Raw genomic sequence first — 11,873 nt, 5'->3', positions numbered from 1 at the left:
TCAGATCTCGTCGATCGACGAGGACTCGAAGCGGCTGGAGATGTTGATGCCGAGCTCCTCCGCTGCGCGGAAGGCCTCGTCATCCGTGTCTCGGAGGTTGACGGGCGTGCCATCGGCCGAGAGCACCTCGACGTTCAGGCAGAGCGACTGCATCTCCTTCATGAGCACCTTGAACGACTCGGGGATGCCGGGCTCCTGGATGTTCTCGCCCTTGACGATGGCCTCGTAGACCTTCACGCGGCCGACGATGTCGTCGGACTTGATCGTCAGGAGCTCCTGGAGCGCGTACGCGGCGCCGTAGGCCTCGAGGGCCCACACCTCCATCTCACCGAAGCGCTGGCCGCCGAACTGCGCCTTACCACCGAGCGGCTGCTGGGTGATCATCGAGTAGGGGCCGGTCGAACGCGCGTGGATCTTGTCGTCCACGAGGTGGTGCAGCTTCAGGATGTACATGTAGCCGACCGAGATGGGCGCCGGGAACGGCTCGCCGGAGCGACCGTCGAACAGCGTCGTCTTGCCCGAGCTGTCGATGAGACGCTCGCCGTCGCGGTTGGGCAGCGTCGAGTCGAGCAGGCCTGCGATCTCCGCCTCGTGCGCACCGTCGAACACCGGAGTCGCGACCTTCGTGCCGGGAGCGGCCTCGCGGGCCTCCTCCGGCAGGTGCACGGCCCACTCCGGGGTGCCCTCGACCTTCCAGCCCTGCTTGGCGATCCACCCGAGGTGGGTCTCCAGCACCTGGCCGAAGTTCATTCGACCCGGGATGCCGAGCGGGTTGAGCACGACGTCGACCGGCGTGCCGTCCGCGAGGAACGGCATGTCCTCGACGGGGAGGATCTTCGCGATGACGCCCTTGTTGCCGTGGCGGCCGGCGAGCTTGTCACCCTCGGTGATCTTGCGCTTCTGGGCGATGTAGACCACGACGCGGCGGTTGACGCCCGAGCCGAGCTCGTCGTCGCCGTCCTCGGCGTTGAACTCCTTGACGGCGATGATCGTGCCCTGCTCGCCGTGGGGCACCTTCAGCGAGGTGTCACGGACTTCGCGGCTCTTCTCGTTGAAGATCGCGCGCAGCAGGCGCTCCTCGGCGCTCAGCTCGGTCTCACCCTTGGGCGTGACCTTGCCGACGAGGATGTCGCCGGGGCGCACCTCGGCGCCGATGCGGACGATGCCGCGCTCGTCGAGGTCCTTCAGCAGGTCGGGGCTGACGTTGGGGAGGTCGCGGGTGATCTCCTCCTTGCCGAGCTTCGTGTCGCGGGCATCCACCTCGTACTCCTCGATGTGGATCGAGGAGAGGGTGTCGTTCTTGACGAGGTCCTGGCTGAGGATGATGGCGTCCTCGAAGTTGTGGCCCTCCCACGTCATGAACGCGACGAGCAGGTTCTTTCCGATCGCCAGCTCGCCGTTCTCGGTGGCGGGGCCGTCGGCGATGACCTCGCCGACCTCGACCCGGTCGCCCGCCGAGACGATGACGCGCTGGTTGTAGGAGTTGCCCTGGTTGGAGCGGTCGAACTTGCGCAGGAAGTAGTCCTTCGTGCCGCCTTCGTCCAGCTGCACGGTGACGACGTCGGCGGAGACCTCCATGACGACACCGGCCTTGTCGGCGGTGATGACGTCACCGGCGTCGATGGCGGCGTAGCCCTCCATGCCGGTTCCGACGAACGGCGAGTCGCTGCGCAGCAGCGGCACGGCCTGACGCTGCATGTTCGCACCCATGAGGGCGCGGTTGGCGTCGTCGTGCTCGAGGAACGGGATGAGAGAGGTGCCGACCGACACCATCTGGCGCGGCGAGACGTCCATGTAGCCGATCTCGTCGGCGTGGAACAGGTCGACCTCGCCGCCCTGACCGCGGCGGGCGAGCACGCGCTCGTTGGCGAACTTGCCGTCGGCGGTCAGCTCGACACCGGCCTGAGCGACGATGTAGTCGTTCTCCTCGGATGCCGTGAGGTAGTCGATCTCGTCGGTGACCTTGCCGTCGACCACACGGCGGTACGGCGTCTCGATGAAGCCGAACGCGTTGATGCGGGCGAAGGAGGCGAGCGAGCCGATCAGACCGATGTTCGGGCCTTCCGGCGTCTCGATCGGGCACATGCGGCCGTAGTGCGACGGGTGGACGTCGCGGACCTCGACGCCCGCGCGCTCACGCGACAGACCGCCGGGGCCCAGGGCCGACAGGCGGCGCTTGTGGGTCAGACCCGCGAGCGGGTTGTTCTGGTCCATGAACTGCGACAGCTGCGACGTGCCGAAGAACTCCTTGATCGCCGCCACGACGGGACGGACGTTGATCAGGGTCTGCGGCGTGATCGCCTCGATGTCCTGCGTGGTCATGCGCTCGCGGACGACGCGCTCCATGCGCGACAGACCGGTGCGGACCTGGTTCTGAATGAGCTCGCCGACGGCGCGGATGCGACGGTTGCCGAAGTTGTCGATGTCGTCGACGTCCAGGCGGATCTCGGCGGGCTGGCCGTTACGCACGCCCGGGATGCTCGCGTCGCCGTTGTGCAGGGCGACGAGGTACTTGATCGTGGCGACGATGTCGTCGACGGTGAGCACCGAGTCGTTCAGCGGCTTGTCGAGGCCGAGCTTCTGGTTGATCTTGTACCGGCCGACCTTCGCGAGGTCGTAGCGCTTCGGGTTGAAGTAGAAGTTGTCCAGCAGCGCGCGGGCGGCCTCGGCGGCGACCTGCTCGCCCGGACGGAGCTTGCGGTAGATGTCGCGGAGCGCGTCCTCCTTGGTGAGGATCGTGTCCTTGCTCAGCGTGTCGGCGATCGACTCGTAGCCGGCGAACTCGGCGAGGATGTCCTCACTGGACAGACCGAGCGCCTTCAGGAACACGGTGACGGACTGCTTGCGCTTGCGGTCGATGCGTACGCCGACCTGGTCGCGCTTGTCGATCTCGAACTCGAGCCAGGCGCCGCGGCTGGGGATGACACGGGCCGAGACGATGTCCTTGTCGCTGGTCTTGTCGGGCGTCTTGTCGAAGTAGACACCGGGGCTGCGCACCAGCTGCGAGACGACGACGCGCTCGGTGCCGTTGATGATGAACGTGCCCTTGCCGGTCTGCAGGGGGAAGTCGCCCATGAAGACCGTCTGCGTCTTGATCTCACCCGTGAGGTGGTTCATGAACTCGGCCTCGACGTACAGCGGGGCGGCGTAGGTCTTGCCGCGCTCCTTGCACTCCTCGATCGAGTACTTCTCCGGCTCGAGATAGGGGTTCGTGAAGCTCAGCTGCATCGTCTCGCCGAGGTCCTCGATGGGCGAGATCTCCTCGAAGATCTCCTCGAGGCCGCTGGTCTCGGGCACATCGGTGCGACCGGCGGCCTTCGCCTCTGCGACACGGGCCTTCCAGGCGTCGTTGCCGACGAGCCAGTCGAAGGACTCCGTCTGCAGCGCGAGAAGGTCGGGGACCGTCAGCGTGTCGGAGATCTTGGCGAACGACAGGCGCGAAGCGCCGCGGCCGTTCTTGGGGGTGGTGGTGGAATTGGTTGCGTTGCGCGCAGCAGCCAAGGGGATTACCTCCATGAGCCCGGGCAGGGGCTGGTTTCCTTGTCGTCAGGTGGAGTGCTCCGTTCCACTCCTGCGCGAGCGCCCCCATGATCCGGGGCACATTGTCAACGCAGGCACAAGCCGACCACCATATGAGGGCATGGGGGAAGGGAGCGCAACTACCCACTATAGTCCGCACGACGCGCCATGTCCAGTCGATTCTTGACGCGCCTCCCCGGCTGCGGTATAACCGCGCGGACGCGCTCTCAGAAGCGCCCCGACGACGCCGCGCCGGCGTGGCGGAAGCGCAGGCGCGTGCCCGGCCGCGCCTGGCCCAGCAGATCGCGATCGGCATCCGTGACCACGGCGACGACCGGGTAGCCGCCGGTGACCGGACCGTCCGGCCGAGGATGACGGGATGCCCGTCCGGGGGCACCTGGATCGCGCCGGGCAGCATGCCCTCGCTCGCCAGCTCTGAAGTATCGGTGCGCTCGAGCGCTGGTCCGTCCAGGCGGATGCCCACCCGATCGGCCTGGGTGGACACCGTCCAGACCTCCGCGAACAAGGGCGTCAGGGCGGCGAACCGCTCGGCGCGCGGACCGGGCGCCACCGTGATCTCGAGCTGGGCGGCGGGCGGGGTCCACGGTCGCAGATCGACGGCGGGCACGGCCCCGACGACGTCGCCGCCCACGGCGAGCACATCGCCCGCCGCGAGCGGGGCCGGGCCGAGGCCCGCGAGAGTGTCGGTCGCCCTCGAGCCGAGCAGTGACCGCGCGGCGACGCCGCCGCGGACGGCGAGGTAGGCGCGCGCGCCGTGCACAAACCCCTCGATCTCCAGCTCCGCGCCCGCCGGCCACCGGTAGGCGACATAGGGGTCGAGTGGGCGGCCGTCAAGGCGCATCGGGCCCCAGGCACCGGCGAGGGCGAACCAGAGGTCGTCCGCGGATGCCGCGGCATCCCGCACCGCGCGGAACCCGCCCATCGTGATCTCGATGCCGGCCGCGCCCGCCGCGGTGCCGACGAGCCGGTTGGCGACGCGCAGCGCCGCGCGGTCGGCCGCACCGGACACCGCGACACCGGACGCGAGCGTGCCGCGCCGCCCCTGATCCTGCACGGTCGCCGCGAGGCCGGGCGCCAGCACCCGGATGCCGCCGCCGGCGCGCGACGCCGGTGACGCACCGCGAGCATCCACCGGGCGTTCCGCGGAGGAGCGGCCGGTCACGGGGACGAAGCGCACGAGGTCGCCGGGCTGCAGCAGAGCGGGGGACGCGGCGTCGGGGTCGAACAGCACGGCGGGCGTCGTGCCGATCAGCTGCCAGCCGCCGGGCGTCGACCGCGGGTACGCACCCGAGAAGCGTCCGGCGAGCGCGACGGCGCCGGCCGGCACGCGCGGCCGTGGGCGCGACCGCCGCGGCACGTCGTAGGGCCAGTCCGCGCTGACGAGATAGCCGAACCCGGGGGCGAACCCCGTGAACGCGACCGTCCAGTCGGCCGCCGCGTGGCGCGCCGTCAGCTGCGCGACGCTGATGCCCAGCTCGGCGGCGAGCGGGTGGAGGTCCTCACCGTCGTAGACGACCGGGATCTCGACGGTGCGGCCCGGCGTCGCGACGTGCGCGACGCCCGTCCGGGCCGAGAGCACCCACGTCCGTGCCGACGCGAGCGACAGCATCGTGGGGTCGACGACGACGAGCACCGTCTGCGCCGCCGGCACGAGGTCGACGACGCCGGGCGGCCGTGTCGCCGCCAGTCGAGCGTGCAGCGCGAGAACGGCGTCGAGGTCGTCCACCTCCGCGAGCAGAGCACGCTCACCGAAGGGGCGCACGCGGATGCCGCCGGCAATCACCCCCTCGCCGGGAATCACCCCCTCGCCGGGAATCACCCCCTCGCCGGGATTCACCATGGCGCGGCGATGTCGACGCCCGCGGCATCCAGAGCCGCACGCACGGCGCGGGCCATGGCGAGCGCACCCGGCGAGTCACCGTGCACGCACAGCGACGCCGCCGCGGCCTCGACGAGGCTGCCGTCGATCGCCTCGACGACGCCGCTGCGAGCCAGACGCACGGCGCGCGCGGCCACCGCCTCGGGGTCGCGCAGGAGCGCACGGGGATCGCTCCGCGGCACGAGGCCGCCGTCGGGCAGGTAGCCGCGGTCGAGGAACGCCTCGCGCACGAACGGAAGGCCGGTGCGTGACGCCTCGTCGGCGATGACGCCGTCCAGACCCAGGATCGGAACGGCGCGGCCGAGCGCGGCGGACACCGAGGCCACGGCATCCACCACCGCGCGGGCGTGCCCGACGTCGCCGCGGACCGCGTGGTAGAGCGCTCCGTGGGGCTTGACGTAGCGGATGTCGGCTCCGGCTCCCGCGAGCGCGCGGAGCTGGGCGTCGACGCTCGCGCGGAGGTCGGCCTGCGTGATCGACAGCGGCGTCCGTCCGAATCCCGCCCGGTCGGGGTAGGAGGGATGCGCCCCGATCGCGACGCCGGTGCGGGCGGCGCGCTCGACCGCGGAGCGCATGGACGCCGTGTCGCCGGCGTGGCCCCCGCACGCGACGGAGGCGCTGGAGATCAGGGCGAACATGGCGTCGTCATCGGCGGTGGGCACCCCGTCGACCGTCTCGCCGAGATCGGCGTTGAGATCGATGACCGCCACGATCCGAGCGTACCGGCGGCGCGGGTGCCCGGCCGCCGGCTCCGTCGGCGGGATCAGCGACACGCGGCGCGTGGTGGCGTCCCGACTAGCGTGGGGGGCATGGCTCGCGCGCACGTGGAGGACGACGAACCGCAGGCGCGCCTGTCGGACGGCACGATCGCGCGGGTCGTGCCGAGCCGCTACGCCGGCGGCTACGAACTGGATGTGGACGGCACACCGCAGTCGCACGTCGACCTCGACGACCCGGCGCACCTGCACTTCGAGTACGTGGCCCGGATGGGCGCGGTCATCGACCGGCTCCGGATGCCGGGGCAGCCGCTCACCGCGATCCACCTCGGCGCGGGAGCGCTCACCCTTCCCCGGTACGTCGAGCACACGCGCCCCGGCTCGCGACAGCAGGTGATCGAGCTCGAGCAGCCCCTCGTGGACCTCGTGCGCGCCCGTCTGCCGCTGCCGCGCGGCGCGCAGGTGCGGGTGCGCATCGGCGATGCGCGCGACGTCGCCGGTCGCCTTCCGGCCGGGCTGCAGGGTACCGCCGACCTCGTGGTCTCCGACGTGTTCGCCGGTGCGCAGACGCCCGCCCACCTCACCACCGTCGAGTACTTCCGCATCCTCGGCGGGCTGCTCGCGCCCGACGGGGTGCTTCTCGTGAACGTCGCCGACGGCGCGGGACTCGCCTTCGCCCGCCGCGAGGTCGCCACCGTGCGGGAGGTGCTTCCCGAAGTCATCGTGCTCGCGGAGGTGCAGACGCTGAAGGGTCGCCGCTTCGGCAATCTCGTCATCGCGGCCTCCCCCTCCCCCCTGCCCGTCGAGTGGCTGCCGCGACTGATGGCCGCCGGTCCCCACCCGGCGAAGGTCGCGCAGGGCGCAGAGCTCGACGAGTTCGTCCGAGGCGCCCGAGTGGCGACGGATGCCGATGCCACCGCCTCACCCAAGCCCGCGGCATCCGTGTTCGAACGCTGAGAATCGGCGGCCGCGGCGTGTACAGGCGGGCCCCCCGATGGCCTCGGGTCACACTGGAGGGGTGCGCCTCACGCAGGCGCGTTCGCACGACGATCCGCACGACGAAGGGGGCCTGCCCGTGACCTACATCAAGGGATACGACCCACAGACGCTGCGCGAGATGGTGGACCCTCGCGAGTGCCAGGAGCGCCTCGACGAGTTGGGCGACCAGCGCAGCCTTCCGGCTCTGCTCGAACGGGTGTGGCTGCTGAAGGTGCTCGGTCGGTGGGACGAGTCCCTCGTCGTGTCGGAGCAGTCGGTGCGTGTGGCACGGATGGGCGGGACCCGCAAGGATCTGCTGCGCGCGCGGATCCTGCACGCGAGCGTGCTGCAGGTGCGGGGAGCGTACGCCGCGGCCCACCAGGAGCTGACCACCTGCGCCGAAGAGGCGGAAGGGCAGGGCTGGGCAGCCCTTGCGGCGTTCGCCTTCCAGCATCGCGGCAAGGTGAGCTACGACGCCGAGGACTACGCCGACGCCCGCGCCGACTTCAAGCGCGCGCTGTTCCTGCGTCAGCAGACGGGCGCGCCGGAGGAGCAGCTCGAATCGACGCTGCTGGCCATCGAAGCCGCCGACCGCCGTCGCACGACGGCCGTCGCGAGCTGAGTGTCGGACACCCGTTCTAGCGTGTCCGCATGACCGATCTGGACGTCGTCCGGCGCGAGGCCGAGGCTCTCATCCGCACGCATCTCGACGCGTCGTGGACGTTCGCCTTCGACAACGCGAAGCGCCGCGCGGGAGCCTGCGACTACACGCGCCAGCGCATCACCGTCTCCCGGTACCTCGCCGCGCGATACGACGACGAGACCAATCGCCAGACGCTGCTGCACGAGGTCGCGCACGCGCTCGCCGGTCCGCGGGCCGGGCACGGCGCGGCGTGGAAGCGCACGGCCCGCATGCTCGGCTACACCGGCGGCACGACCCATCACGGCGAGACGGCCACCGAGCTGGCCCCGTGGGTGGGCGTCTGCCCCACCGGTCACATCGCCTATCGTCATCGCCGCGCCACGAGGCCGACGTCGTGCGCGCGCTGCTCGGCATCCTTCGACGACCGCTTCCTCTTCGTCTGGACGCGCCGCGAGATCTCACCGGCCACGCGTCGGGCGGCGATGACGCCGCGGGAGGCGGTCGGCGCGCCGCTCTGAGCGCGACTCAGTCGTACGCCGCGAACGTCCCCTCGCGCAGGACGGGCACCGACGACACCGCATCCACCTGGGCGGCGGCGAGCACGTCATCGCGCAGACCCCGGTCGATGAGCTCCTGTCCCGATCCGCCGGCGGTCAGAAGGTGCCGCAGCGCAGGGCGCAGGCCCCGGAACGCCTCACCGGCGGCCGCCGCCTCGGGCGAGGTGTGGTCGATGCCGAGCGCTCCGAGCGCATCGACGATCGCGCCGGCGCCGAGCAGGTCTTCGACCGCGACGCGAAGGGCGGCGCCGGGTTCACGGGACGAGAGCTCGCCGGCGGCGATGACGAGGATGCTCGTGCGCGCCGCGCGGCGCTGCTGCTCGGCCATGACGGCGGCGGCCACGGCAGTGGTGTTGACCAGCGCCCCCAGGAACACCACCGCGTCGCTCTCGGCGGCGCGGGCGGCGACGGCGGCGCCGTTCAGCGACAGGGCGTGGGCGGCGGCATCCAACGCAACGGTCTCGCCCGCCTCGATGTGCCGCGCGACCGTGCTCGAGAATCGGAGCACGTCGACGACGACCACGACATCGGATGCCGCCACGCGCTCGAGCCCCGAGGTGCCCCATTCCATGCGCACCTGATAGCGGGACTGATCGAACGGGGAGGCCATGTCTCCAGGCTACGGGCAGGCGGATGCGAGACTGGGCGCATGCGGATCATGCTGAAGCTCGTCCTGGACTGCGACGCGGATGCCGCGTGGCGCGCCCTGCACTCGCCGCGCGCGGTCGCCGACCTGTACGGCCCGTTCGTCGAGCTGGCACCGATGGCGGCGGAGGGACTGCCGCTGCGTCTCGAGCCGGGCGCCGACGTCCCCGTGCGCATGAGCGTCGCCGGGCGGATCGGGCTCGGCCAGCAGCTGATCCATGTGAGCGAGCGGCACGTCGACGATGCGAACGGTCCCGTGCGCATCTTCCGTGACAGCGGCATCCCGCTGACCGGTCCCCTCGCGGCCCTCGATGTCTGGGACCACCAGATGGCCGTCTCCCCCGCGCCGGGCGATCCGTCTCGCACGCTCTGGCGTGACCGGCTCGTCATCGGCGGTGCGGCGGCGGCCCCGCTGTGGCCCGTGCTCTGGGCGACGTGGCAGTGGCGCGGCGCGCGACTGAAGGCGCTGGCGCCGACCTGGGCGTACGATCCCGAAGCCGCGGAGGATACCTCCGTCGACCCATCCGAACGCTGACGGCTGCCTTCCCGAAATGCCGGCCGCCGCGGTCGAAGCCGTGACCGCGGCAGCCGGCGTCCGGGCGCTCCCAACGCGCCCGGGTTCTCACTCGGCGAGGGCCTCCACGGCACTCACCCGCGTCGCCAGCCGTGTGGGAACGACCGTGGCGACAACGGTCAGTAGCGCCGTCGCCGCGACGACGATGAGCACCGGCATCCACGGCACGGCGGGGGCCACGACCGTCGGCGCTGCGAACGACGGCGGCAGCGCGACCGAGCCGAGCAGCGACTGCGTCGCCACCCAGCCATAGACGACGCCGAGCACCAGCCCGAAAGCCAGCGCCGTGATCGTCACGTGCACGGCCTCCAGCAGCACCACGGTGCGCACCTGCGCGGACGACAGCCCCAGCGCGCGCAACAGGCCGAGCTCACGTCGACGCTGCACGACACCGATCGTCAGAAGGTTGACGAGTCCGACGGCGGCGATCACGGCCGACACCGCGACGAGCCCCATCATGATGGCCGCGAACGTGTCGAGCACGCGGCTGAGCTCGGCCGCCGGAGCCCCATCGGCTGCGGCGGTCAGCAGCGCTTTCACGGACGCACTCGCGACCGCGAACATCACCACGAGGGTCACCCCCATCACGACACCGATCGCCATCCGGCTGGCGCGCTCGGGGTAGCGCAGCGCATTCTCGGCGGCCAGACGCGCGGGCGCCGAGCGTCCGAAGGCGCGTCCGCTCAGGCGCAACAGCGGCGGCATGACGAGGACGGCCCCCAGCGCGAGAGCGGTGAAGGACAGCACACCGCCGAAGAAGGCGACGATGACACCCAGCGGCGATGCCGTCCCGACGACCACGCCGCCGGCGAGCAGCGCCGCACCGGAGGACCCGAGCGCGACCGCGACCGCGGTACGCCCGCGCGATCGGGCCTCGTCGCGCGTGCGCGGCGTCGCCCCACCGAGCGCCTGCAGGGGCGTCACCGCCAGCACCCTGCGCGACCCGCTCCAGGCGCCGGCCCAGGTCGTCAGCGCCACGACGGCAGCCGGAACCAGCAGCACCGGCTGCAGCACGGCATAGCCGACGGTGACGTGCAGCAGTGCGTCGGCGGCACGAACGAGCGCGGCGGCGACGGCCGCTCCCACGATGAGGCCCGTCGTGGCTCCGATGACGCCGACTCCGACGCCCTGACTCCCCACCTGGCGGCGCTGAGCCCGCGCGGACGCGCCGATCAGCCGCATCAGGGCGATCTGACGGGTGCGGCCGGCGACGATGGTCGCGAAGGTGTTGGCCGTCACGATCGCGGCGACGTACACGGCGACGCCGACGAGCAGGACGCTGAGGATGCCGAGGACGATCGCGACCGTCTCGCTGTCTCCCAGGTAGGGGTCGGTGCGCGCCCACGTCGCGATGTAGCCGGTGGCGGTCAGCAGCAGCACGCCGAACGCGGACGAGATCGCGGCGACCAGAATGCTCGCCCCCATGCCGCGCTCGCGCAGCCACGCCCCTCGTGTCCAGGCGCGGCGGGGCGCAGCCGTCGGCGGCGCCGCGCGGTCGGCGAGCGCGCTCACGCCCTCACCTCCGCGGCCAGCATGAACGCCGCGACCTGCTCGGCGGTCTGCGCGGGCTTGTCGGCGACGACACGGCCGTCACCGAGAAACAGCACGCGATCGGCATGCGCGGCGGCCACGGGGTCGTGCGTCACCATCGCGATGGACTGTCCGTGCTCACGGCTGGCGGCGGCGAGAAGGGAGAGCACCTCGCGGCTCGAGCGCGAGTCGAGGTTGCCGGTCGGCTCGTCGGCGAAGACGAGGTCGGGCGCCGTCGCGAGGGCGCGGGCGATGGCGACGCGCTGCTGTTGGCCGCCGGACAGCTCGTGCGGCCGGTGCTGCAGGCGTGCCCGCAGCCCCAGGGTGTCGATGAGGGCGTCGATGCGAGCCCGCTCCAGCGCCGTCGGGCGCCGTCCGTCGAGGTCGAAGGGCAGCATGATGTTGCCGATCGCGTCGAGGGTCGGTACGAGGTTGAACGCCTGGAAGACGAAGCCGATCCGACGCCGGCGAAGAATCGTCAGCTCGAGGTCGGACAGCCCCGTGATCTCGGTGTCGCCGATCCACGCCCGACCGCTGGTGGCGCCGTCCAGCCCGGCCATGATGTGCATGAGCGTCGACTTGCCCGAGCCCGAGGGGCCCATGATGGCGGTGAACTCCCCGCGGCGGATGCCGACGGTGACGCCGTCGAGGGCGCGCACCCCGCTCTCGCCGCCGCCGTAGGTCTTGGTGAGGCTCTGCACGCGCGCGGCGAGCCCGAGTTCGGTCGTGGTGATCTGCATGCCCTCGACGCTACGGAGGGCGCCGGCGCCGCCGCGTCGGCCTCGCGTCGCGGCGCCGTACATCGCAAGGA

At 71.6% G+C, this 11,873-nt stretch carries 9 protein-coding genes and 1 pseudogene; 4 read left to right on the top strand and 6 right to left on the bottom strand.

Annotation, left to right across the window (positions count from 1 at the left end; translation table 11 throughout):
* The 3 genes and pseudogenes from rpoB to pxpA all read right to left on the bottom strand — a co-directional run bounded on the left by rpoB (nucleotide 1) and on the right by pxpA (nucleotide 6,129).
* Nucleotides 1-3,501, bottom strand: coding sequence for a DNA-directed RNA polymerase subunit beta (rpoB, locus tag AS96_RS00760; protein WP_036284651.1), 3,501 nt, complete (start codon nucleotides 3,499-3,501; stop codon nucleotides 1-3).
* Between the two features lie 245 nt (nucleotides 3,502-3,746).
* Nucleotides 3,747-5,380, bottom strand: a pseudogene (locus tag AS96_RS00755) (5-oxoprolinase/urea amidolyase family protein).
* Nucleotides 5,374-6,129, bottom strand: coding sequence for a 5-oxoprolinase subunit PxpA (pxpA, locus tag AS96_RS00750; RefSeq protein ID WP_036284649.1), 756 nt, complete (start codon nucleotides 6,127-6,129; stop codon nucleotides 5,374-5,376). The pseudogene AS96_RS00755 and the gene pxpA overlap by 7 nt, the downstream one beginning before the upstream one ends.
* Nucleotides 6,130-6,228: 99 nt before the next feature.
* Here pxpA and AS96_RS00745 point away from each other — a divergent pair, with 99 nt between their 5' ends.
* The 3 genes from AS96_RS00745 (at nucleotide 6,229) to AS96_RS00735 (ending at nucleotide 8,274) form a co-directional block, all read left to right on the top strand.
* A complete protein-coding gene (locus tag AS96_RS00745) occupies nucleotides 6,229-7,092 on the top strand; it encodes a spermidine synthase (RefSeq protein ID WP_036284571.1) in 864 nt (287 codons plus the stop codon).
* 118 nt (nucleotides 7,093-7,210) lie between these two features.
* Entirely contained in the window at nucleotides 7,211-7,735 is a 525-nt protein-coding gene (locus AS96_RS00740) for a hypothetical protein (protein ID WP_036284646.1), read from the top strand.
* A gap of 29 nt (nucleotides 7,736-7,764) precedes the next feature.
* Nucleotides 7,765-8,274: a SprT-like domain-containing protein gene (locus AS96_RS00735; protein ID WP_036284568.1), complete on the top strand. Its 510-nt coding sequence runs from the start codon at nucleotides 7,765-7,767 to the stop codon at nucleotides 8,272-8,274.
* Between the two features lie 7 nt (nucleotides 8,275-8,281).
* Here the strand turns inward: AS96_RS00735 and AS96_RS00730 are convergent, their stop codons facing one another.
* Nucleotides 8,282-8,923, bottom strand: coding sequence for a 2-phosphosulfolactate phosphatase (locus tag AS96_RS00730; RefSeq protein ID WP_036284566.1), 642 nt, complete (start codon nucleotides 8,921-8,923; stop codon nucleotides 8,282-8,284).
* Between the two features lie 39 nt (nucleotides 8,924-8,962).
* Between AS96_RS00730 and AS96_RS00725 the strand changes: the two genes are divergently transcribed.
* Nucleotides 8,963-9,493, top strand: a complete 531-nt coding sequence (locus AS96_RS00725; protein ID WP_005050552.1) for a hypothetical protein — start codon at nucleotides 8,963-8,965, stop codon at nucleotides 9,491-9,493.
* Nucleotides 9,494-9,580: 87 nt separating this feature from the next.
* On the opposite strand, the gene AS96_RS00720 is transcribed toward AS96_RS00725, so the two are convergent.
* Both AS96_RS00720 and AS96_RS00715 read right to left on the bottom strand, forming a co-directional pair.
* Complete coding sequence (locus AS96_RS00720) at nucleotides 9,581-11,044, bottom strand: ABC transporter permease (protein WP_036284563.1); 1,464 nt, start codon at nucleotides 11,042-11,044, stop codon at nucleotides 9,581-9,583.
* Nucleotides 11,041-11,802 (bottom strand): ABC transporter ATP-binding protein, encoded by a 762-nt coding sequence (locus AS96_RS00715; protein ID WP_036284644.1) that lies wholly within the window; start codon nucleotides 11,800-11,802, stop codon nucleotides 11,041-11,043. The genes AS96_RS00720 and AS96_RS00715 overlap by 4 nt, the downstream gene beginning before the upstream one ends.
* Between the last annotated feature and the right edge of the window lie 71 nt (nucleotides 11,803-11,873).

The sequence above is a fragment of the Microbacterium sp. MRS-1 genome (assembly GCF_000585455.1).
GTDB lineage: Bacteria > Actinomycetota > Actinomycetes > Actinomycetales > Microbacteriaceae > Microbacterium > Microbacterium laevaniformans.
Note: the sequence above shows the minus strand (reverse complement) of the source record. Positions and strands in the feature narration are given on the sequence as shown.

What these genes read in the sequence shown, in the direction of transcription:
- AS96_RS00735 (WP_036284568.1), top strand. Translation starts at nt 7,765, where the DNA reads ATGACCGATCTGGACGTCGTCCGGCGCGAGGCCGAGGCTCTCATCCGC.
- AS96_RS00745 (WP_036284571.1), top strand. Translation starts at nt 6,229, where the DNA reads ATGGCTCGCGCGCACGTGGAGGACGACGAACCGCAGGCGCGCCTGTCG.
- AS96_RS00725 (WP_005050552.1), top strand. Translation starts at nt 8,963, where the DNA reads ATGCGGATCATGCTGAAGCTCGTCCTGGACTGCGACGCGGATGCCGCG.
- AS96_RS00730 (WP_036284566.1), bottom strand. Translation starts at nt 8,923, where the DNA reads ATGGCCTCCCCGTTCGATCAGTCCCGCTATCAGGTGCGCATGGAATGG.
- AS96_RS00715 (WP_036284644.1), bottom strand. Translation starts at nt 11,802, where the DNA reads ATGCAGATCACCACGACCGAACTCGGGCTCGCCGCGCGCGTGCAGAGC.